Raw genomic sequence first — 20,756 nt, 5'->3', positions numbered from 1 at the left:
ACCGTCCATGAAGTCTGAAGACCCTTAGGTTCAGCGTGAGAGACCTTCGGTTCGCCTGAACTCTGGGCTTTCAAGGCCTGCCGGTAAGAATCGCGCCACACGGCCCAAACGAGCGGCATCGCCGCAGGTCGCGGTGCGCGACGGTGTCACCCGCAGAGGGCCGGTTTCGGTCCGGGCGTTGGGGGATGAGTCAGGCGCCCTGCAGCGCGATAACGCTGGATCGAGCGTTTCGGCAGGTCGCGTTGCTCGCTAAGTGTCTTTATGTCAACCGGCTGCCCCTTCCAGCCGTCGTACTTGGGCTGTGGGCCGGATTGGCGTCGCGCGCCGGCGAGGCCAAGCCGCTGTCGACACCGATGGATGACCCGTGAGCGTCGGCCATGCCAGTGTCGCTGGGGGACGAGCCTCTTTTAACGTGGTGTAGATCAGTCGCGAGGCTGCCGCTTGGCCAAGCCCCGTACCCCAATGACGGCGACAACCAGGGCGACGATGACCACCACCGGGCCGATGACCGCCCAAGCGGTGACGCCGCTCATCACGCTGCCGCCCAGAACGCCCAGCCCCTGCAGCGTCCACACCGCTCCCAGCAGGGCGAACAGCACACCGCCGACGAGCAGGATCCATGCTTTCACTGCTGATCTCGTCTCTTTTCGGGAAGGGGTCACCGCTCAGTGTGCGCACCCTGCAGGCGAAGAGGCAAGCCCGCCATCGACTCACAGGCGGCTATGTTCGGCCACAGGCAAACGTGTCCGGCCACGGCCAGACACGCTCCGCAATCGTTATCTTGGGTTCTTGGTCCATTCTCGCAGGTCAGAGCGCTATGATCTTGTCAGGCATGTAAGGCACGGTGCCGAGCCGGGCAGCCATAAGCGATCGCCGCCACCCGCGACCAGCTTTCCGCGCTACGTACCTTGAGCAAATGGGTACGGGGCGCCGGGAACCCCCAGACCCTCGTCGTACGGCATAACTTCGCCGTGTGGACGGGGAAGGCGGGGGACGCGGCGGCCGCCCGCGACCAGCTCGCCCCAATACTCCAGCCGTAGATCGTTACTGGTGTGACTGGTGTGGCTGAAGAGACGAAGCGACCACCGCTGATCATGGTGATTGTTACGTCAACTCAAGATCCTGCGGTGGTCGCGTGCCCCAGCGTGGACACCGGTCGTGTCGAACAAATCCCCGGCGTCGGCACCGACCAGCAGCAGCGCCAGATGGAACCGGCTGCGCGCCCCGTACTTCTCCATCAGGTCCGCGACCGTGTAGGTGATGGTGCGCCGGCTCAGGCCCAGATGCTCGGCCACCGTCTGGTCGGTGCAGCCCTCGGCGAGCAGCGTCAGCACGGCGCGTTCCCTGGCCGATAGCCCCGCCGGCCACCGCACCGGCTCGGCCGCCTGCCCCCACAGCCGCTGGTACATCTCGACCAGGGCGCGCACCAGCGGCTTGGCGGTGATCTGCCAGACCCCCTTCAGCGGATCCTCCGGGTCGATGGGCGTCATGACGACCGCCCGGTCGATGATGACCATCTTGGCCGGCAGGGCCGGCAGGATCCGATGTTCGGCGCCGGTGGCGATCAGGCGCGCGTCATGGCCCGACGGGGCCGACCCCAGCCAACGCGTCCGCACATCCGGCGGCATCGGGAGCGTCCCCAGCAGCGGGCGCTGGGACGACGCGGGAACCATGACCAGCCGCTCGCTGCGTTCGACGGAGACGATCTCGGCGAACCGGGCCACCACGGCATCGGCCCCGAACAGCGGGCACACACCGCGCCCGACCCGCAGCGACTTCAGCCACGCCGCCTCAGACATCGCCGGCCACCCCCTGACATCCCACCCCGTGAATCCGCATCCTGCCCCAGAAAACCGAGCGGCGGCAACGCGGGGCGGACACCGTTGCGACTTTGCGCAAGAACGGGGCAGGAGTGATGCGCGCCCCCGCCGCGGCCCCGCATGGTTCCTTTCATCCACCAGTCCCGAAAGGACACCTCATGAACTACGACCTGCGAACCCTGGCCGACCGGGCCGAACTGCACGACCTGATGCTGCATTTGAGCCGGGCCCTGGACGAGCACCGCTTCGACGACCTGAACACCGTTCTGACGCAGGACGCCACCGGCACGACCCGCAACGGGACCGGGTCCGGCCGCGACGTCCTGATCGCACAGATCGAGGCCGGCAACAAGGACTACGCCCGCCTGCTCCACCGGATCAGCAGCGTGCTGATCGAGGTCGACGGCGACACCGCGACGATCCGCGCCTACATCACCGCCCTGTCCGGCCACGCCGACAGTCTCGTGCCGGCCTCCCGGCGCTACGGGCTGGCCCGCAACAAGGCCGTCCGGACGCCCGACGGTTGGCGGATCAGCGAGCTGAACGTCGAACCGGTGTTCGTGGTGGAGCAATAGCGCTGGGGCCTACGACCTGTCGGACACCCATCGCCGCTGGTAGTGGCACTGTTTGGCGCGGTGCTGGTGGCGTCGTCGCCAGATCGACCAGCGGTGGTGGTGTCCTGGCGGGTAGAGCCGCGCGAGCGGGGCGATAGCGGCCAGGCGCGCGATCTCGTTGCGGGTCAGTGGGATGAGGTCGGCGTCTTCGGGCAGGTCGGGCTGCTCGGCTGCGGTTGAGGTGATCGAGCGCGACGACGGCCTGATCACCGGCCGCCAACGACGCGTCGCGGTACTTCGCCGAGCCTGAGCATTGGTCGGACCTGGAGCGCTGGGGCTGGGAGCAGGCCGCAGGCCGAATCCTGGACGTGGGGTGCGGCGGTGGGCGGCACGCCGTCCCGTGGTTGGCCCTCGGCCACGAGGTTGTCGGGTTGGAGCCGTCGCCCGAGGCGGTGTGCGTCTCGCGCAGCCGCGACGTGACCCTCATCAGCGTTTCCCGCGCGCCACTGGAGAAGATCAACGCCTACAAGCGGCGGATGGGCTGGCGGTTCACCTGGGTCTCCTCCAACGGCAGCGATTTCAACTACGACTACCGCGTCTCGTTCACGCCCGAGCAACAGGCCAACGGCGCCACCTACAATTTCCGGCCAGAGGCGCACCCGGCCGCCGAGCTGCCCGGGATGAGCGCGTTCGCCCTCCAGGCCGGCACCGTCTACCACACCTACTCCAGCTACGCCCGCGGCGCGGCCTTCGAAGGTGATGGTCGGTGCGGGGGAGCGTCGCGGCGGGCCGCCTCCGAGAGGGTCGCCGAAATTACGTTCAGCGGCCTGACCTGCAAGTCTTCTCTACGCAAAGATCACTTCTTAAGGAGGCGCTCAAACTCGGTTGGATCGAGCGTCTGCTCAGGGATGTTCGGTTCGCGTACGTCGCCTGGCAGGTGCGCCGAAAGGCACTGGCCCCGGACGGCCAGGTCAATAGTTGAACGGGAACAATCTGATTCGCCATGCGGCAAACAGCGCCATGATCAAAGCCACGGTGAATAGTCCGGCCGGCATATACCGTCCGGTAAATATGGAAATGCAGAGACCAGTCAGGGGAGTGCCAATTCCCACCGTGTACATGGCGGTTCCGAAGACTATGACGAGTGGCATATTGCCTAGGTCTGTGTCGCCGAGACCCAAGCCGAAGGTGACGGTGAATATGAATAAGAATGGCGTGCCCAACACCCACAAGGCGGCAAGCCCCCGCAACATTCCTGCTATTGATCGTCGATCGTTACCGGACATGAGCGGGAACATCCTTTCTGATGCTGAAGCAGAGAATGAAGCGTGGCTGCCGCCTGCGGAGTTCATGGAAGCCGTCCTCACCCCCGTCCTGGCGGCGCGTCCCCGGACGAGTTGCATGTCAAGCGGTAACCTTCGGGGAGAACTACAGCAGGTAACGCCCGACAGGCTCAGGGTGAGAACGGCACCCGTGCTTCACCCTGAGCATTGTGGGATGTCGGTACGCGAGGATTGGTCGGCGTGGCCCCCCTTCGGATGGGGCCACCGCGTACCTCATCCCCGGGGCGCGGGCTTGTCGTCGGTCCAGCCGATGGCCTCGTATGAGGTGGAGTGGCGGAGCTGCACCGTGCGGCCGTCCGCGAGCGTGCCCGGAGACGTCGTCTCCAGCGCCAGCGGCAGCCCGGTACGGGGATCGACCACGAACCGGACCTCCGTCGTCTGGCCGGGACTCGCCTCCACCTCGTAGCTGAGCGCTTGCCCGCGACGGCCCAGCGGGTCGGCCACCTCACCGTCGGCCCGCATACCCGGCAGGGTCGCGAGCAGCCGGTACGCCCCCGCCCGCACGTCGGGGGAGACGGCCAGGCCGCGCAGGATCTGCATGCAGGCCTCGCGCAGCCGCGGTTCGAGGCCGGCCGATCCGGGCTTCGCCTCGATGCGCTTTTCCAGATAGGCGCGCAGTTCCTCGGGCTCGCTGGGGATCTTGCCGAGTTCCGCCCAGGTCATCGGCTTGAACAGCAGCGTGCCCCCCGAGCCCTGCCACGTGCCCGTCAGCCGGGCGGCCTGCGGCTCGGCCGGGGCGGTCGTCACCTTCTCGTTCGAGGTGGCGTTCAGGCCGGCGGTGTCTGCCGAGTACTGCCAGCTCGACGGCGAGCCCACCGTCCGCCAGGCGGCCTCGTCCTCCGGGGTCGCGGGTGTGGTGCCGAGGTCGCGGGTGATCCGCCAGCCCTGGTCGTGCGTTCGCCGTGCCAGCCACCGCTCCTCCGACAGTCTGCGCTGGAGCACGTAGGCGCGTCCGGGTTCGATCATCATCGACGTGGTGAGCTGTCTGATCCGCCAGTACTCGCCCTCTGCGGGCGCGGTGGCGATCGCGTCGGCGGCGGCGAGCAGGATCTGGCGGGCGGCGGGGCGCGGGATCGCGCTCTGAGAGGTTCCGGGGCGCGGCGCGTCTGGAAGGACGACAACGGCGGTCGCTACGAACACGGCCCCCACGGCCAGTGCCCCTCCTGCCAGAGCGACCGCCAGCCGGCCACGCCGGGGCCGCCGGCGGGCGGAGCGACGCCCGGAAACGGGCGTGGTCACATGCCGCGCGTCGTCGTGACGAGAGGCCGCCTGGGCAGACTCGGCGTGCCGTCTGTCAGTGTGATGAGGCTCGACAAGTGGCGCGACCTTGAGGTGAGGCTGCGTGGGCTGTCTACCGTTGTGACGGCCCGCTGCTCGGTGCGGATCACTGTGTCGTGTTCCGGTTTGAGGCGTGGCGGAGTACAGCTCGTCGAGCAGCATGGCACGGCCCGTGGCGACGACGTCCGGCGTCGGGTCGGGGCCGCTGAGCAGGTCGCGTACGACGTCGTCCACGTCCCACTGCTCGGGAGAATGGTCGTTCAGCTCATTCATCGGCCTGTCCTTCGAACGTGGGATTGACCTCGCCCAGGGCTGCACGCAGCTTCTTGCGCGCCCGGTTGAGCCGGGAGCCGACGGTGCCGAAGGGGATGCCCAAGGTCTGGGCGATCTCCTCGTGGCTGAGACCGGCCAGCGCGACCAGGAGCAGGACGTCGCGGTCGCCGTCCGAGAGCCGCCCCAGCTCAGCGGCGAGCAGCCCCCGCAGGCCCGCCGCTGTGACCCAGGCCGCCACCCGGTCCTCGTGGCCTGGGTCGGCCGTCGTCTCCGACGTCGCGGAGGCCCGCTGAAGCATTTCCAACCTTCGGATCTCGCCTCTGCGATGGTGCCCGATGAGGTTGGTGACGATCCCGAAGAGCCAGGACCGCACCGTGCCCCGGCCGGGATCGAAGGTCTCTCGCTTGCGGAACGCCACGAGAAACGTCTCAGCCGCCACGTCGTCGGCGACCTGCGTGCCGATGCGCCCGGCCACGTAGCGGTAGATGTCGCCGAAATGGCGGTCGTACAGCTCGGCGAACGAGTCGGGGTACTGCCACGACCGTTCGATGAGTTCGGCGTCATCGAATAGCGCCGGCATGTCGGGAGGAGCGGCCATCCGCGTGGTGTCCCTTCTTTCGGTACACCAATACTCCGTAAAAGTGCCGATTCGCTTTCACGATGAGAGGGGGCGCGAGTCGATCACCCAGCTGCGCCTCGGTGGCCACCTGACCGAGGACCTGCGCCGTCCCTGGGAGAAACCCGTCCCACCTGGTCAGCTCACATCCGCACGGGTTTCGGGACCTCCGACCCACGTCGCCCAACCGGCCGGCGCACCTGAACCTTCCAGGCCCGGCCCCGGACGCCCACCCGGCATTCCCAACCGTCGGCCCGCACCCCGCTACGACGGGGGCAAGTCTTTCAAACCGCACCTTCCTGGGAGGGCGGCATCGGCGACTGGCGCGCCGGATGGCTCCCCAGAAAGCGATCGTGGCCTCCGGCAACGCCGTCCTGACCGTCGGCGGGCATCTGCCGGCAGACCTGGATGCGCACTTCACCGGCCTGGGCCCGACTACTTCGACTCGCGGATCAACAAGGACCGCTGGAACCGCAACCTGGGCCCGGCACCTGGAAACGCTCACCGGCCAGAAACTCATCGTACGAGACGGAAAGGTGGCGTTCACCGACTCAGAGGCCGCCTGCTCTCATCACATCGGTGTACTGGGCGAGCGGCCCGCGATGGAGAGGCTCCGTGGGCAAGGCGTGAAAGGAATTCCCGGAGCGGGAGATATGTGGTGATCCACTTTTTGTCGATCTGGAGTATCCATGCCCATGAGAACGAGAGCCGGAGCGGCTGGGACGTTACTGCTCGTTACCGCTCTGCTCACCCCCCAACCGGCCGTCGCCGCGTCTCCATCTGCCGGAACACAGCCGCCGGCCGCAGTCTCGCGGACCGTCACGCTGATCAGCGGTGACCGTGTCACAGTCACCGGGGAGCGCGGCGCGGTGATCGAGGCCGGTGATGGGAGGAAGGGGGTCACCTTCATCACCGACGAGAGCGGCGGGCGGTTGCGCGTCGTCCCGAGCGATGCGGTGCCGCTGCTGAAGGCCGGGCGGCTGGACTCGCGGCTGTTCGATGTGACCACCTTGCTGGAGTACGGCTACGACGATCGGCGCAAGGACCTGCCACTCGTCGTCACCGGGGCCGCTCAGCCCCGGACGCTGAGTGGAGCCTCGGACGGCAGGGCGCTCGCCGCGGTCGGCGGGTTCGCGGTGCGTGAGGAGCGGGCGAACGCCTCCCGTTTCTGGAAGGACCTCACCGGGGGGCCGGAGAAGGCCGCAGCCGGGGGAGCGGGGCTCCTGTGGGGCGCCGGTGGGAAGGCCAAGGTGTGGCTGGACGGGCTACGAAAGGTGTCGCTGGACACCAGCGTCCCGCAGATCGGCGCGCCCGCGGCCTGGGCCAGGGGCTTCACCGGGGAAGGGGTCAAGGTCGCGGTACTGGACACCGGGATCGACGCTGCTCATCCCGACCTGGCGGGCAAGGTGAGCGGCAGGAAGGACTTCACAGATGTGCCTGACGAGCGGGATCTTGCCGGGCACGGCACCCACGTTGCCTCCATCATCGCCGGGAGCGGCGCGGCATCCGGCGGGCGCTATCGCGGTGTGGCCGCGGGCGTCACGTTGCTGGACGGCAGGGTGTGCGACGAGGCAGGCTTCTGTAACGACTCGGCGATCCTGGCCGGCATGCAGTGGGCGGCGGAGCAGGGTGCCCGGGTCGTGAACATGAGTTTCGGCGATACGGACACGCCGGAGGAGGACCCGCTGGAGCAGGCGGTCGAGGCTCTCAGCGACCAGTACGGCACCCTCTTCGTGGTAGCCGCGGGCAACGAGGGGATGGAGCGCGGGGTCAGCAGCCCGGGCACGGCGAACGCCGCCCTGGCCGTGGGCGCAGTCGACAAGTCGGATGAGCTGGCCGCTTTCTCCAACATGGGGCCCGTACCGGGCGACGGTGGGCTCAAACCGGATATCACCGCTCCCGGCGTGGACATCACGGCCGCGCGGGGGAAGGACATCCCCGGGACCGGCTCCTACATCGCCTTATCCGGCACCTCGATGGCGACGCCGCACGTGACGGGAACCGTGGCGCTGCTGGCGGGGCAGCACCCAGAGTGGAAGGGCGACCTGCTGAAGGCCGCGCTGATGGCCTCGGCCGAGCCGCACCCGAAGGTCGGCGTCTTCGCCCAGGGAGCGGGCCGGGTGAACGCGGACCGCGCGACGGCGCAGGCGGTGACAGCGCAGCCGCCCGGGCTGGGGTTCGCCAGGCAGGCGTGGCCGCACGACGATGACCAGCCGGCCGCCAAGAAGCTGGTCTACCGTAACTCTCTCCCGACGCCGATCACGCTCACCTTGCAGGCCAGGGCGAGTGCAGCTTTCACGGTGAGTCCGAGCACGCTCACCGTGCCTGCCGGCGGGCAGGCCGAGGCGACGGTCATCGCCGACACCCGTGCTGGCGATGTGCCCGACGGGCTGCTGGGTGGCTACGTCGTGGCGACGGGGCCCGGCAGTGTGAGCGTGAGCACGCCGGTCGGTGTAGAGAAGGAAGTCGAGAGTTACGACCTGACCGTGCGCCACACCAACCGGGCCGGCACCCCCACCGGCGACTTCGAGATGTCGATCAGGCGGTTGGACGCCGAGCAGCCGCCGATCGCGGTGTTCGGCGGGCAGAGCAGCTTGGTCATGCGGCTGCCCAAGGGCAAGTATCAGGTCGACACAGTCGTCCTGGATGACGCGGGCGTCACCCTGCTCGTCCAGCCCGAGCTGGTGCTGGACCGGGCGCGGACGGTCGACGCCGATGCCCGGCTCGGCAGACCGCTTGAGGTGGAGCCACCGAGCGCCGACGCGATGCCGACGTACGCCCAGGTCGTCTACCAATGGCAGGAAGCCGATGGCCGGGCGGCCAGGGGGTGGGTCGGCAAGGGGTTTGACCGGCATTTCACCGCCCAGCTCGGGCCCGCCCGCCACTACGACGGGCTGCTGACCGAGGTGGCGGGAGAATGGATGGCTGGTACGGACGTCTATCGGGCGGCCTGGTTCCAGCCAGGGCGAGTGGTGACCGGCTTCAAACGGTCGGTGGACCCCAAGAACCTGGCGACCATACGCATGGATTACGCCGCTCACCTACCCGACGCGGAGCTCAGGGCGTACGGCCGGGCCTGGCCGCGCGACGACAGGATTCCCTCCTACCTTTCTGGGGCCGAGTTCACTGCCCCCTCGGTGCGGACGGTACACGTCAACACTGAGGGAGGTATCCGCTGGCAGCACCGGCTGCGGGAGATCGGCACCGACGGGCGGGTCAACGAGTTCCAATCCGGGTTCACGCACTACCGAGCGGGCCAGGTCACCACCGAGTTGTGGAACCGGGGCGTGTTCGGTCCTTCCTTGCCGTCCGGGGACCAGCTCGGCGACAGCGTCAGTCGCACCGGCGACGTCATCTCGACTGAGCTGGGGATGTTCGGCGATGGGCGGGGCTCGCTCGGCTACTCCTCGCGGGCCACCGGACACACCACCCTCTACCGCGACGGCGTGCTCGTCGGCGAGGCGCCGTCCCTGACCGCGCACTTCTCCGTGCCCGCAGGGCGGGCGGCGTACCGGCTCGTCGCCGAGGCGGAGCGGGGAGCTCCGGCAACGCTGTCCACGCGCGTATCCGTGGCCTGGACGTTCCACTCCGACACCACAGACGCCCTCGCCCGGCTGCCGGTGTCCGTAGTGAGCTTCACTCCTGAGCTCGACGCGCGGAACACCGCACCGGCCGGCCGGATCTTCACCGTGCCGGTCAGCGTGCGTTCGCTGCCTGGCAGCGCGGCGGGCCGCGCGCGGGATCTGTCCGTGGAGGTCTCCTACGATGACGGGGCCACCTGGGCGAAGGCGGAGGTCCGGAACTCGAGGATCGTTCTGCGCCATCCGAACGGTGATGGGTTCGTGTCGCTGCGGGCCAAGTCGATCGACACTTCCGGCAACGCCGTCGAGCAGACCGTGATCCGCGCGTACCGGATCGTCTCCGCGACAAGCTGACAGTTCGCCTGGCACTTAGGGGGAGCTTGCCGGCGTCCTCGGGGTCGGCGCGGATGGCTTTCAACGTCGACCTTGTCTCGTAGCCGAGTGATGAGACTGGTGAGGTCGCTCATTCAACTGTCGTCAGTTCGGCCGGTCGGCCGGTTGGCGATGACCGTGCGTGGTCGCCGGGAGCGTAGCGGCCAGCTCGCGACAGTTGAACCTCACCAGTACCAAAGCCCGGATCGACGCCGCTGTCCTGGCGTTCGAGGAGATCGGGCCGCAGGCGACGCTCGAGGAGATCGCCGCACGCGCGAAGCCCACGAGTTCGTGACGTTCGCGAACGAGAGCACGCAGCTCTTCGCGCAGGCCATCGAACCCATGCTGCGCCGGGCCATCGACGCGGGCGTGGTGCGACCGGAACTGCTTCCTCGCGATCTGACCGTGATCACCGTCATGAGCCTGGCCACGGTGCACCCCGGCGACCCTCAGGGTGAGGACCGCAGGCGCTACCTCGCCCTGCTCATCGACGGACTGCGCCCATCACCGGTCACCCTGCCCCACCCTCACCGCATGACTTCTTCGAGCCACCCGGCGCCGACGAACCGGCGCCCTGACCACTCGATGCTCAGCTTGCATCAGGCTGCTCTTCGGCAAGGCAGGAGGCCCGTTCACAGGGGCCGCCCTGCCCGGCGACCAGGCGGACATGGCCGGCAGAAACCTCAGGTCAAGGGCTTGATCGCGAGGTTTCGGCAGGTGGCGGATCTGGTACGCGAAGAACGGCACCAACCAGATCCAGCGCCTGCGTCGAGGGGGACCGAAACTCGCCTGCGCACGGCAAGTGCGCCGTGGCAAGATCCGTTCGTATGTACGGCTCCTACTACTGGACGCACCCGCGCTTCTCCGACGAGCGGCTGATGTCCGCCTGCGAAGCCCTTCAGGCCGACGTCGCGGAAACCTGGTCGGGGCCGATCAGCCCGTTCCTCACTCTCCTGCGGAGCGGCGACCAGGCCGCGGTCGGGATCGCGCTGGACGTGTTCCAGCGATCCAGCGCGCTCAGCCGATTCGGGGGAGCCCCGTTGTACGGGGCGCATCAAGCCGAGGTGCTGAAGGCTGCCCGTGAACTCCTACGGCAGCCGCCCTCGTCCGCCGACATGAGCCCGGAGAGCGGCGCGGGCGCGAACCACGCCAGTGCCCTCAACGCGATGATGAACGTCGCCGAGCAACAGGACTGCGACCTGATCGCGGACGCTCTGGAGCAGACGACGAACCCTGCGGTCGTCGAGGCGGCGGCCGACGCCGCGGGCGCCGCCTTCTTCCACACCGAAGGCCCTCCTCACGTGCGCCTCCTCGCGCTGGTCGCCGCTTACATCGACGACGCAGACCGTCCGCTCCAGCTGCGCGTCCGGATGCTCTCGGCTCTCGAGGGCTGCCAGGCCCCTGAGGCCACGGCACACCTTCTGCGGGCTCTCCACCGGCCCGAGGTGGAGATCCAGGTACAGGCCGCCGTCGGTCTGGCCGACGGCGGCCGTCTGGACGACCACCGCGAACTTCTGGAACGCGTTGCGGCTTCCTGGCCGGACGACGCCCCCTACATGGCCGAGGAGGTACGGCGGATCCTGGCGGGTGAGGACGACTGACCTGGGCAAGGCCCCTCAACGCCGAGCGTCTGACCGGGGTGAGGTGAGTCAGAGTCGGGCTGCGGTCCAGCAGTCCGGCGCGCCAGGCTTCCCACATCCCACCATGGCGTCGAGGACCTTGCCGAGGTCGGACGTCCTGGCGCTGCCGGGGTCGTTGGACTCCTGGTTCGGATCCGCCACCGTGTCGTAGTACTCGGGCTCCGCCTCGCCCTCGTACTCCACGTACAGCTCTCCGGCAGTGCGCACCGCCGCGTAGCTGGGCGGCTGTGAGTTCCCCGCCTCGAGCGGCTCGGCATCGGGGTCCGGCTCGCCCGGCGCGGCCGGGTTGGGCTTGACGTGCTCGATCAGCGCCGTCTTCCGCCAGTCCTTCACCTTGTGGCCCTGGATGAGCGGCAGCAGGCTGCGCCCGTCGCGGCCGTCACGGGTGGCCGCGCCGACCCCGGCCATGTCGAGGAAGGTCGCGAACAGGTCGACGTTCTGGGCGATGGCGCCGCTCACCAGGTCGCCGTGCCGTCCCGCCGTAGGCCGTTTGACCAGCAGCGGCACCCGGACGTCGTGGTCGTAGGCGGTGGACTTGCCGCGTACGAGGCGGTGCTGGCCGAGATGGAAGCCGTTGTCGCTGGTGAACACCACGTACGTGTTGCGCTTCTCGGCGTCCGTCAGCGTGGAGAGGACACGCGCCACCATGTCGTCCACCGACTGCACCATGCGGATCCGGTCGCGGAAGTCCTTGCGCAGCTCCTTGACCAGCGCGGGGGCGAGCGGAGCGCGGCGTACCCACGAGGGCTTGTCGGCGGTGTCCTCGTCGAACGCCGGCAACGTGCTCACGTCGATGTCGTTGCAATCGGGCCCGCCGCAGTCGCCGTGCGGGAACTCCCCGGCCGGGAACTGGGTCTTCGGCCGGTCGCGGCGCGCGGGTGGGAAGCGCGGCTCCTTGTCGCCCGGCTTGGCGCCGATCCTGGAGTGCGGCGCGAAGGGCGAGACCTGGAGGAAGAACGGCCGGTCCGGGGCGCGCTCGCGTGAGCGCTCGATGAAGTCCGTGGCCCGCTTGGCGAGCTCGTCCACCAGGTAAGTGCCGTCGGAGGTGTCCAGGCCGGGAGTCTCCCCCTTGACGTAGCGGGTGAGCTGGTACTTGAACTCGCCGTAACCGCCGCCGGCCGCCACATGCCACTCGTCCCAGCCGGGCGGGACGTGGTAGTCGGCGTCCACCGGATACTCGTTGATGTACTTGCCGAGGTAGCCGGTGCGGTATCCGGCCTGTTCCAGCGAGACGGCGTAGGTCCTGGACTCGTGCGGTGCGAAGGCCTTGTAGCCACCGCGATCGGAGTTCTTGTTCGTGGCCACGCCGGTATTGTGCGGGAACTGGCCGGTGAACATCGAGGCGCGTGACGGGCAGCACAGCGAGTTGGACACGTAGTAGTTGCTGAACGTCGTGCCGTCGTCGGCCAGGCCGCGCACGGTGTCCATGTACGCGAGCAGGTCGGCGGACATGTCGTCAACGAGGAAGAAGATGATGTTCGGCCGCTGGGGCTTGGCAACCGCGACCGTCCCCGCGCTTGCTTGCGAAACCAGGCTCAGGCTGAGGACCAGCGCGGTGGCCACCGCTAAGGTTCTGCGGATATGTCGGGATATGGCCATGACCGCCTTCTTTACAATTGTCCGACGATGAGGGTGGGATGCAGGCTAATAGCGCTCAATGCGGCGATCAACCGATTGATCCTTAAGGCTTCCTGGCAAAGCGCGCCGAATGCGCGTTACGGTCAGCCTCGCTGTCGTCGGACCGGTGTGACCGGGGTCAGGTCGGCGCGGGTACGGCCCGGGCCTCCGCCCGCTCGATGCGCGCCTTGACGTCGCGGAAGTGCAGCCGCATCGCCTCCCGTGCGGCCTCGGCGTCCCGAGCGCGAAGCGCCGCCACGATCCGGCGGTGGTTGACCGCGATCTCGGCGCTCCGCTCCTCCGGCGGGCCGAGCGTCGGCTCGACCTCGTGGTAGACGTCCCAGAACAGGCCGATCAGCTGCAGCACCAGCTCGTTGCCGCACGAGTCGTACAGCAGCGCGTGGAACGCCCGATCGGCTTCCCGGTCCCGATCCATGCCATTGGCCAGGGCCTCCAACGCGGCGAGCCGGGGGGCGCTGGTGTTCTGAGCCACCTGGCCGATCAGCCCGGTCTCGAGCAGCTCGCGGACCTCGACCAGATCGTGCAGCGCGCGGATCCCACCCGGCCCCGAACGCACCCGGAAGGCGAACGACGGAGTCAGCGCGTCGAGCGACGCGTGCCCGACGAACGTCCCATGTCCGTGCCGAATCTCGACGATGCCCAACGCCTGCAGGGCCCGCACGGCCTCGCGGACGCTGTTGCGGCTCGCCCCGAGCAGCTCCATCAACTGCACTTCGGTCGGCATCGGTGACCCGGGGGCCAGTCCGCGCTCGTGAATCAGGGCGACGATACGCTCCTGAAGTGACGCATCGTCACGTGTACGCATGCCACCCCCAGGCTCGTCGAAGGCCTTGCGTCAAACATCCCGCCTCTTGGTCCCGGAAGGCCAGCCCGGTAGAGGAAAGTTTACGCCGACGACACAGATGACTCCCCGGGCGGACATGGCCTGTTCGCGCGCCCGTCCCGGGACATAGGATGTTCTACGTGTACCGAACGGATGGCGGGGCGCCGTGGAGACGTTGACGCCGGGGTCGCTCGGCGGCACCTGGGGCACGGTCCTGCTGCCCATCCGGGACGACGAGTCGATCGACTGGACACGCCTGGAGGCGGCGCTGGACGTGCTCGTCGCCGCGGGGCTTGACGGCCTGTACGCACACGGCACCGCGGGCGAGTTCCACGCGCTCGGGGAGGATGAGTACGACCGCGTCAACGCGCTGATGGCCGAGCGGTGCGAACGGCACAGGCTCCCGTTCCAGATCGGCGCCGGCCACATGAGCGCGCAGACCTGCCTGGCCAGAGTGGCCCGCGCGCGGGTGCTCCGGCCCGGTGCGATCCAGGTGACGCTGCCGGACTGGTTGCCGCTGTCGCGCGCCGAGGTGGTGCGCTTCCTGGCCCGCGTCGCGGCCGCCGCCGACCCGGTGCCGCTCGTGCTGTACAACCCGCCGCACGCCAAGACGCAGGTGCCGGCCGACCTGTATCCGGTGATCCGCCGCGAGGTTCCCGCGGTCATCGGGATCAAGGTGGCCGGCGGCGACGCGGGGTGGTACGCGGAGATGCGGCGCCACGCGGCCGGCCTCGCCGTCTTCGTCGTCGGCCACGACCTGGCGACCGGACGGCGGCACGGCGCCGCCGGCTCCTACTCGAACATCGCCGCCCTCAGCCCGGCCGGCGCCATGGCATGGCAGCGGATGATGGTCGCGCGACCCGATGCCGCGCTCGACGTGGAACGACGGATCCACGAGTTCTTCGCCGCGCATGTCCGGCCGCTCCAGCACAGCGGGTACGCCAACCCCGCGCTGGACAAGTTCCTGGCCCACCTCGGCGGCTGGGCCGACATCGGCACGCGAGTCCGGTGGCCGTACGAGTCGGTCGACGCCTCGCTCGCTGTACGGCTCAGGCCACTGGCCCGGGCACAACTGCCCGAGCTCTTCCCCGGCGATCAGCACAGGACGTAGGACGTCCTTCGCCGTCAAGGTTCGGCGATGGCGCTCGCCGGGGCCGGCGAGCGCCATCGCCGAACGGCTTCAGCCGACGTTGTCGAACGGCAGCCGCAGCCCGAGCCGGCCGCCGACCGGGAGGTTCCACTGCCGGATCAGGTCCAGCTCGGCGTCGGTGACGGCACGCCGGTAGACGCGTACCTCGTCCAGCGACCCACGGAAGCGGTCCACACCGTCCAACCGCTGCCCGATGTGGATTCCCTCGAGCCCGAACTCCTTGCCGAGGGTCAGCGAGCCGGGCGGCGGCGCCGCCGACGAGACCTGTACGCCGTCCACCAGGAGCCGGAGCTCGCCACGTACCCGCTGGAGCACCACGAAGTGCCACTGCCCGTCGTTGTACGCGCTCGGCGACTGCACGGTCACGTTGAACCGGTCGACGGAGAGGACCGCCCGGATGCGGTTGCTGGCCGGTTCGGCCCGCAGCCACAGCGCCGGCGGGTTGGTGCCCCTGTTCACCCGGTGGAACCAGAGGATCGCGTGCGAGCCGGTCTGTTCCGAGTACCGGATCCAGGAGGTCAGCGTGAAGTCCTTCGCGCCGAGGTCGATGGAGCCGTTGAACGGCACCTCCACCCGGTCGTCCACCCGGTCCAGAGCCAGCCCGTCGCCGAACCGCCCGTCGGTGGTCTGAGCGCCACCGCGGACATACGCCTGGTTGCGGTACGGCGACTTGTCCGGCGTCGTCGGGCCGGGCGCCGGAGGGCCGGGGATGCCGGGCGGGGTGCCGTTCGGCGTCTCCAGGTACGCCTCGTTGAACCGTGCGAAGCGGATCTGCTCGTACGGCGTGATGGCGCCGGCCTCGTACATCAGGGCCGCTTCGTCGCCGTCCAGGCGCACCATGTCCGAGTACGCCGTCGGCCCCCAGTAGAAGACCTTGCCCTCGTCCCAGGTCTCGAAGCGGCGGCCCTCGTCGTAGGACGACCGGATCCCCATCGCTTCCCTGGCGCCCGGGTGCATCGGCGAGGAGAAGAGGATGCGCCCGTCGCTGAACCGCAGCAGCGACGCCTGGACGTCGGTCGTCGCCAGCGCCGGCATGGTGCGGAACGGGGCGTCCCACGTCTGGCCGCTGTCGCTGCTGGTCGCGTACGCCCGGCTGCCCTCGTCGGTGCCGCGCTCACGGGCCGAGGCGTAGATCCGCCCGTCGGTCAGCTCGACGACGGTCACCTCCTGGGCGATGACCGTGCCGTCATCGCGGGACGTCTCGGCGCCGATGTTCCACGTCGCCCCGCTGTCGTCGCTGTAGAGCAGGTGCGTGCCGTAGACGTGCTTGCCGACCCGGTCCCAGCTCTCGAAACTCGCCCCGACGACCAGCCGCCCGGCGTGCGGGCCCCGCTTGAGCTGGATGCCGTGCATCGGGCCGGTGGCGTACCAGAAGTTCCACTCCGGACGCTTGCCCTCGGTCATCTCCCTGGCGGCCGACCAGGTCGCCCCGTGGTCGTCGCTGAACTGCACCCAGGGGTCGCGGTCACAGCCGTTGGGGCACGGCTCCGGACCGTTGTGGGTGCTCACCAGCACGATCCGCCCGGTGCGCTCGTCGACGATCGGCACCGGGTTGCCGTGGGTCGTGCCGTTGCCCTCCGAGATCACCTGCAGCGGGCCCCAGGTCCGGCCGCTGTCGGCGGAACGGCGCACGACGAGGTCGATGTCCTCGTCGTCTCCGCAGTCCTTCACCCGTCCCTCGGCGAACGCCAGGAGCATGCCGTTCGTGGCCCGCACCACGGCGGGGATCCGGAAGCAGCCGTATCCGAAGTCGCCCTGTTTGTAGAGCACCTGCTCGTCCACGAACGGTGCGGCTTCGGCGGTCGCGCCGGCCTCGAACGTTTCCGCCGGTGCCGGTGCCGGTGCCGGTGCCGGTGCCGGTGCCGCGGTCGCCGGCCCGGCGAACGCGCTGACGAGTAAGCCGGCGAGCACCACTACGGCGCCCGCCCGGCGGCGCCGGGAGCGACGCCCGGCACGGCCCTCCGGGGGATGGCCATCGTGCATGTCCACGCCCTTCCTGACAGGAGAAGGTTACGAGGGGACATCCTACGTCCAACGTCCGATGTTAAATAGACGGTGAACGTAGAATGTTCCCGGAGGGCGCTGAGGATGGCGGACGCGTTCTTCGGCGACGCGGGCACCAGGACCACTCCTGAGAGTGAAGGACGCTGTCCGTCGTGAGAGGGATGCGCCGGGCGGCATGAATCCTGATACTGGGCGAGATGCCCGGACTCACTGAGCGGCTGCGCACCCGGTTCCAGAACGTACCCCCACGCGTGGTCGACATCGCGATCACTGTCGTCGTGTCGGCTGCCACCGTCGGTCCTGTGCTGGCCCCCTTCCGGCAGCCATGGTGGGTGGTCGTGCTGGCCGTGCTGGCTTCGGTGCCGGTGCTGTGGCGGCGGACGGCGCCACTCGTGGTGACCGGTGTGGTCGGGCTGGCGATGACGGCGCTGGTGATGTGGGAGAAGCCGATGCTGCCGTACGGGCCGCTGGTCGGCACCTACACCATCGCCGCGCTGAGCCCGCCGCTGCTGCGGCTGGTGGCCGTCCCGGTCATCGGCGCCGGAGTGTACGTCTCGCTCGTCCTGCCGCAGGAAGATCTGGATTCTTATCGGGTGGTGGGTACGGCGTTCGTCGCGGCGTACGCGCTGGGCACCAGCACCCGCGCCCGCCGTGCCCGAGCCGCCGAGCTGGCCGAACGCGCCCTGCGGATGGAGCGGGAGCGCGCCATCGCCGCAGCTCACGAGCGGGCTCGCATCGCCCGGGACATGCACGACATCCTCACCCACTCGGTCGGCCTCATCGTCGTCCAGGCTGAGGCCGGACCGCTGATGCTCCGGGCCGATCCCGAACGTGCGGAGGCCGCCTTCGACGCGATCGCCGACACCGGCAGGGGCGCGATCGCCCAGCTGCGGGCCCTGCTCGGCGCGATGCGCTCGGGCCAGGACGGTCGCCGGGAGCCGCAACCCGGGCTCGCGGCCCTGCCGGACCTGGTCGAGCGGACCGGCCGTACCGGGCTGCGGGTGACCTTGACCAGCGACGGCCCGCCGCGGCCGATCCCCGCGGAGGTCGACGTGGCGGCGTACCGGATCGTGCAGGAGGCGCTGACGAACGTGCTGCGCCACGCGCACGCGCGCACCGCGCGGGTACGACTGTGCTGGACGCCGAGCGCGCTGCGGGTCGAGGTGGCCGACGACGGCAGGGGCGGGGACGGCGCCGCCGGAGGGCACGGCCTGATCGGGATGCGCGAACGGGCCACCGCTTGCGGGGGGACGCTGCACGCCGGTCCGGGGGACAAAGGCTTCGTGGTGGTGGCCACGCTTCCGGTTGGATAGGCGTATGCTCCGCGTGCTCGTGGCCGACGATCAGGATCTGTTCCGGGGCGGCTTCGCCATGATCCTGAACGCTCAGGCCGACATCACCGTCGTCGGCGAGGCGGCCGACGGCGCCGAGGCCGTTCAGGCCGCGACCGAGCTGCGCCCGGACGTCGTGCTGATGGACATCAGGATGCCCGGCATGGGCGGGATCGAGGCGACTGAGCGGATCTGCTCGGCGACGTCCGCCAAGGTGCTGGTGTTGACCATGTTCGATCTGGACGAGTACGTCTACGACGCGCTGCGCGCGGGGGCCAGCGGATTTCTGCTGAAGGACATCCGTCGCGACGAACTGGTCGCGGCGGTGCGCGTGGTGGCGGCGGGAGAGTCCCTGCTGGCGCCCACGGTGACCAGACGTCTCATCGAGGACCTGGTCCTGCGGCCGAATCATGGGGTGGCGCCCCGGCTGGCCGCCCGCCTCATCGAGCTGACCAGCCGTGAGGCCGAGACGTTGCGGCTGGTGGCCCGGGGGCTGTCCAACGCGGAGATCGCCGGCGAGATGGTCGTCAGCGAGTACACGGTCAAGAGCCACGTCAGCCGAATCCTGACGAAGCTGAGGCTGCGCGATCGGGTACAGGCGGTCGTGTTCGCCTACGAGTCGGGACTCATCGTCGCCGGAGGCGCCTGAGCGGTCCGTGAGGGGGAGTGCGGAGATCACTCTTCCCGCCGATGCGGCGGCAGGGCTCCAGTGCGGAGTATCGAGGCAGTTCCCAGGTGGAGGAGTCTGCTCGATGAGATCACAACGATGGTGGCTGATCGCCGCGGCGGTGCTGTCGGCCACGCTGTTCTGGTTCGGAACCGGCTTGCGGCCGGTGCCGTGGTGTACGTGGATCGCGCCGATCCCGGTCCTCGTCCTGGTACCGCGCTGCTCGGCGCGTGCGGCGCTCGCCACTGCGTCCGTCGCCTGGCTCGCCGGCCAGACCCCCATGTGGGGATATTTCCTGAACACGGTGCAGATACCGCCGGTGCTGGTCGTCCTCCTGCTCATCGGTTCGGCGCTGCTGTTCGGCCTGGTGGTGATCGCCTACCGGGGCCTGACGTTGCGCGGACGCCCGCTGATGGCCGTCGGCGTCGTCCCGGCGGCGTGGGCCGTCATCGAGTACGCGCTGTCGCTGATCACCCCGAACGGCGCCTGGTGGAGCCTGGCCTACACCCAGGCCGACGTCCTTCCCGTCATCCAGCTCGCCTCGGCCACCGGGCCATGGGGAGTGACGTTCCTGCTGATGGGAGCCCCGGCCGCGGTCGCCGCCCTGTTGACGCACGCTGCGGTCGGCCGGGTACGGGTGGCCGTGGCCGCCGCGCTGGTCGCGGCCGTGGCGGCGGGATACGGATTCTGGCAGCTGCGGCCGGCCGAAGCGGGAACGGCGGTCAAGGTGGCGCTGCTGGCCACCGACCGGTCGATCGACCCGGTGGCGGTGACCGGTCCCGAAGGGCGAACCCTGCTGGCCGGCTACATGAGCCGCATCCCGGCGCTGGCCGAGCGTGGCGCCGACGTCGTCGTACTTCCCGAGAAGGTGTTCCGGGTGGATGAGGCGGACCTGCCGTCGCTCGCCGGACCGTTGTCCCGGCTCGCCTCCGACCATCGCCTCGACATCATCGTCGGGCTGATCCTCACCAGGGACGGGCGCGAGTACAACGCGGCCATCGACTTCCCCTCTCACGGCGGCCGGCCCGTCGAGTACGTCAAGCGCCACCTCGTCCCGGGCCTGGAGAGCGAGTTCCAGGCAGGAACGGCGCAGGCGTTCGTGCCCGGGTCCGGCGGACGATGGGCGATCGCGATCTGCTTCGATCTCGACTTCCCCGACCTGGTCCGCGGCTACCGGCGCGACGGGGCGACCGCGCTGTTCGTACCGGCCTGGGATTTCGGCGACGACGCCTGGCTGCACAGCCGGATGGCGATCACACGCGGGATCGAGAACGGCCTGACGGTGGCACGGGCGTCCCGGCAGGGCGCCCTGACCGTGAGCGACCCCAACGGTCGCCTGCTGGCCGAGGCCCGCACCACGGACGCCTCCTTCGTGTCGATGACCGCGGACCTGCCGGACCGTGCGGTGCCGACCCTGTACACCAGGTTCGGCGACTGGTTCGCGTGGGCCTGCATTCTCCTGCTGGCCGCGATATGCGCGGGCGTGACCTTCCTGCGGCCCCGGGCTTCGACTCCGTCAGCAGGAAGCAAGCGACATGAAGCACCGATAGCCCTGATCCCGTGATGAACGGGAACAGGGGAGCCTGTGACCAGGTGGATTCCAGGCGGCGGAATGCTTTGTCGCGGCCGGCCAGGTGCGGGCGAGCATCCCCGTGGCGGCCTGTTG

Annotated in this window: 19 protein-coding genes; 10 read left to right on the top strand and 9 right to left on the bottom strand. The window is 69.3% G+C overall.

Annotation, left to right across the window (positions count from 1 at the left end):
- Positions 1-422 precede the first annotated feature (422 nt).
- Complete coding sequence (locus ACIHFD_RS63075) at positions 423-629, bottom strand: hypothetical protein (protein WP_363973284.1); 207 nt, start codon at positions 627-629, stop codon at positions 423-425.
- 279 nt (positions 630-908) lie between these two features.
- Here ACIHFD_RS63075 and ACIHFD_RS63070 point away from each other — a divergent pair, with 279 nt between their 5' ends.
- On the top strand, positions 909-1,040 hold the full coding sequence (locus ACIHFD_RS63070) for a hypothetical protein (RefSeq protein ID WP_397375144.1): 132 nt from the start codon (positions 909-911) through the stop codon (positions 1,038-1,040).
- Positions 1,041-1,109: 69 nt separating this feature from the next.
- On the opposite strand, the gene ACIHFD_RS63065 is transcribed toward ACIHFD_RS63070, so the two are convergent.
- Positions 1,110-1,799: a LuxR C-terminal-related transcriptional regulator gene (locus ACIHFD_RS63065; RefSeq protein WP_397375143.1), complete on the bottom strand. Its 690-nt coding sequence runs from the start codon at positions 1,797-1,799 to the stop codon at positions 1,110-1,112.
- Positions 1,800-1,978: 179 nt separating this feature from the next.
- On the opposite strand from ACIHFD_RS63065, the gene ACIHFD_RS63060 reads away from it, so the two are divergent.
- Positions 1,979-2,395 carry a nuclear transport factor 2 family protein gene (locus ACIHFD_RS63060; protein WP_397375142.1) on the top strand — a complete coding sequence of 139 codons (417 nt, stop codon included), beginning with the start codon at positions 1,979-1,981 and terminating at the stop codon, positions 2,393-2,395.
- A 9-nt stretch (positions 2,396-2,404) separates the two neighbouring features.
- On the opposite strand, the gene ACIHFD_RS63055 is transcribed toward ACIHFD_RS63060, so the two are convergent.
- Positions 2,405-2,644 carry a hypothetical protein gene (locus ACIHFD_RS63055; RefSeq protein ID WP_397375141.1) on the bottom strand — a complete coding sequence of 80 codons (240 nt, stop codon included), beginning with the start codon at positions 2,642-2,644 and terminating at the stop codon, positions 2,405-2,407.
- A 98-nt stretch (positions 2,645-2,742) separates the two neighbouring features.
- On the opposite strand from ACIHFD_RS63055, the gene ACIHFD_RS63050 reads away from it, so the two are divergent.
- Positions 2,743-3,417 (top strand): DUF899 family protein, encoded by a 675-nt coding sequence (locus ACIHFD_RS63050; RefSeq protein WP_397375140.1) that lies wholly within the window; start codon positions 2,743-2,745, stop codon positions 3,415-3,417.
- Between the two features lie 513 nt (positions 3,418-3,930).
- Here ACIHFD_RS63050 and ACIHFD_RS63045 read toward each other — a convergent pair.
- Positions 3,931-5,268 carry a CU044_5270 family protein gene (locus tag ACIHFD_RS63045; RefSeq protein ID WP_397375139.1) on the bottom strand — a complete coding sequence of 446 codons (1,338 nt, stop codon included), beginning with the start codon at positions 5,266-5,268 and terminating at the stop codon, positions 3,931-3,933.
- The gene (locus ACIHFD_RS63040; protein ID WP_397375138.1) at positions 5,261-5,848 is read right to left on the bottom strand and encodes an RNA polymerase sigma factor; all 588 of its coding nucleotides are present in this window, start codon (positions 5,846-5,848) and stop codon (positions 5,261-5,263) included. The genes ACIHFD_RS63045 and ACIHFD_RS63040 overlap by 8 nt, the downstream gene beginning before the upstream one ends.
- A 905-nt stretch (positions 5,849-6,753) precedes the next feature.
- On the opposite strand from ACIHFD_RS63040, the gene ACIHFD_RS63035 reads away from it, so the two are divergent.
- The gene (locus ACIHFD_RS63035; protein WP_397375137.1) at positions 6,754-9,819 is read left to right on the top strand and encodes a S8 family serine peptidase; all 3,066 of its coding nucleotides are present in this window, start codon (positions 6,754-6,756) and stop codon (positions 9,817-9,819) included.
- Between the two features lie 123 nt (positions 9,820-9,942).
- Here ACIHFD_RS63035 and ACIHFD_RS63030 read toward each other — a convergent pair whose 3' ends face one another.
- On the bottom strand, positions 9,943-10,275 hold the full coding sequence (locus ACIHFD_RS63030) for a hypothetical protein (protein WP_397375147.1): 333 nt from the start codon (positions 10,273-10,275) through the stop codon (positions 9,943-9,945).
- Between ACIHFD_RS63030 and ACIHFD_RS63025 the strand changes: the two genes are divergently transcribed.
- Both ACIHFD_RS63025 and ACIHFD_RS63020 read left to right on the top strand, forming a co-directional pair.
- Positions 10,180-10,716: a hypothetical protein gene (locus ACIHFD_RS63025; RefSeq protein WP_397375146.1), complete on the top strand. Its 537-nt coding sequence runs from the start codon at positions 10,180-10,182 to the stop codon at positions 10,714-10,716. The two genes, ACIHFD_RS63030 and ACIHFD_RS63025, sit on opposite strands and share 96 nt — an antisense overlap.
- Positions 10,665-11,438 (top strand): hypothetical protein, encoded by a 774-nt coding sequence (locus tag ACIHFD_RS63020; RefSeq protein ID WP_397375136.1) that lies wholly within the window; start codon positions 10,665-10,667, stop codon positions 11,436-11,438. The genes ACIHFD_RS63025 and ACIHFD_RS63020 overlap by 52 nt, the downstream gene beginning before the upstream one ends.
- Positions 11,439-11,486: 48 nt before the next feature.
- Here the strand turns inward: ACIHFD_RS63020 and ACIHFD_RS63015 are convergent, their stop codons facing one another.
- On the bottom strand, positions 11,487-13,040 hold the full coding sequence (locus ACIHFD_RS63015; protein ID WP_397375135.1) for a sulfatase: 1,554 nt from the start codon (positions 13,038-13,040) through the stop codon (positions 11,487-11,489).
- 193 nt (positions 13,041-13,233) lie between these two features.
- Positions 13,234-13,920, bottom strand: coding sequence for a FadR/GntR family transcriptional regulator (locus ACIHFD_RS63010; protein ID WP_397375134.1), 687 nt, complete (start codon positions 13,918-13,920; stop codon positions 13,234-13,236).
- Positions 13,921-14,104: 184 nt separating this feature from the next.
- Here ACIHFD_RS63010 and ACIHFD_RS63005 point away from each other — a divergent pair, with 184 nt between their 5' ends.
- Entirely contained in the window at positions 14,105-15,049 is a 945-nt protein-coding gene (locus tag ACIHFD_RS63005) for a dihydrodipicolinate synthase family protein (protein ID WP_397375133.1), read from the top strand.
- A 69-nt stretch (positions 15,050-15,118) separates the two neighbouring features.
- Here the strand turns inward: ACIHFD_RS63005 and ACIHFD_RS63000 are convergent, their stop codons facing one another.
- Entirely contained in the window at positions 15,119-17,071 is a 1,953-nt protein-coding gene (locus tag ACIHFD_RS63000) for an exo-alpha-sialidase (protein WP_397375145.1), read from the bottom strand.
- Positions 17,072-17,289: 218 nt separating this feature from the next.
- Between ACIHFD_RS63000 and ACIHFD_RS62995 the strand changes: the two genes are divergently transcribed.
- The 3 genes from ACIHFD_RS62995 (at position 17,290) to ACIHFD_RS62985 (ending at position 20,654) form a co-directional block, all read left to right on the top strand.
- Positions 17,290-18,405 (top strand): sensor histidine kinase, encoded by a 1,116-nt coding sequence (locus ACIHFD_RS62995; RefSeq protein WP_397375132.1) that lies wholly within the window; start codon positions 17,290-17,292, stop codon positions 18,403-18,405.
- Between the two features lie 4 nt (positions 18,406-18,409).
- Positions 18,410-19,072: a response regulator gene (locus ACIHFD_RS62990; RefSeq protein ID WP_397375131.1), complete on the top strand. Its 663-nt coding sequence runs from the start codon at positions 18,410-18,412 to the stop codon at positions 19,070-19,072.
- 103 nt (positions 19,073-19,175) lie between these two features.
- On the top strand, positions 19,176-20,654 hold the full coding sequence (locus tag ACIHFD_RS62985) for an apolipoprotein N-acyltransferase (protein ID WP_397375130.1): 1,479 nt from the start codon (positions 19,176-19,178) through the stop codon (positions 20,652-20,654).
- Positions 20,655-20,756 lie beyond the last annotated feature (102 nt).

This window comes from Nonomuraea sp. NPDC051941, from assembly GCF_044593615.1.
The sequence above is the reverse complement of the archived record's forward strand: the minus strand, read 5'-3'. Positions and strand labels throughout refer to the sequence as shown.

Bases quoted from the DNA above. Each gene is read 5' to 3' on its own strand.
- ACIHFD_RS62995 (WP_397375132.1), top strand. From the start codon at position 17,290: ATGCCCGGACTCACTGAGCGGCTGCGCACCCGGTTCCAGAACGTACCC.
- ACIHFD_RS63010 (WP_397375134.1), bottom strand. From the start codon at position 13,920: ATGCGTACACGTGACGATGCGTCACTTCAGGAGCGTATCGTCGCCCTG.
- ACIHFD_RS63025 (WP_397375146.1), top strand. From the start codon at position 10,180: ATGCTGCGCCGGGCCATCGACGCGGGCGTGGTGCGACCGGAACTGCTT.
- ACIHFD_RS63040 (WP_397375138.1), bottom strand. From the start codon at position 5,848: ATGCCGGCGCTATTCGATGACGCCGAACTCATCGAACGGTCGTGGCAG.
- ACIHFD_RS63000 (WP_397375145.1), bottom strand. From the start codon at position 17,071: ATGCACGATGGCCATCCCCCGGAGGGCCGTGCCGGGCGTCGCTCCCGG.
- ACIHFD_RS63060 (WP_397375142.1), top strand. From the start codon at position 1,979: ATGAACTACGACCTGCGAACCCTGGCCGACCGGGCCGAACTGCACGAC.
- ACIHFD_RS62985 (WP_397375130.1), top strand. From the start codon at position 19,176: ATGAGATCACAACGATGGTGGCTGATCGCCGCGGCGGTGCTGTCGGCC.
- ACIHFD_RS63045 (WP_397375139.1), bottom strand. From the start codon at position 5,268: ATGAATGAGCTGAACGACCATTCTCCCGAGCAGTGGGACGTGGACGAC.
- ACIHFD_RS62990 (WP_397375131.1), top strand. From the start codon at position 18,410: ATGCTCCGCGTGCTCGTGGCCGACGATCAGGATCTGTTCCGGGGCGGC.
- ACIHFD_RS63065 (WP_397375143.1), bottom strand. From the start codon at position 1,799: ATGTCTGAGGCGGCGTGGCTGAAGTCGCTGCGGGTCGGGCGCGGTGTG.
- ACIHFD_RS63020 (WP_397375136.1), top strand. From the start codon at position 10,665: ATGTACGGCTCCTACTACTGGACGCACCCGCGCTTCTCCGACGAGCGG.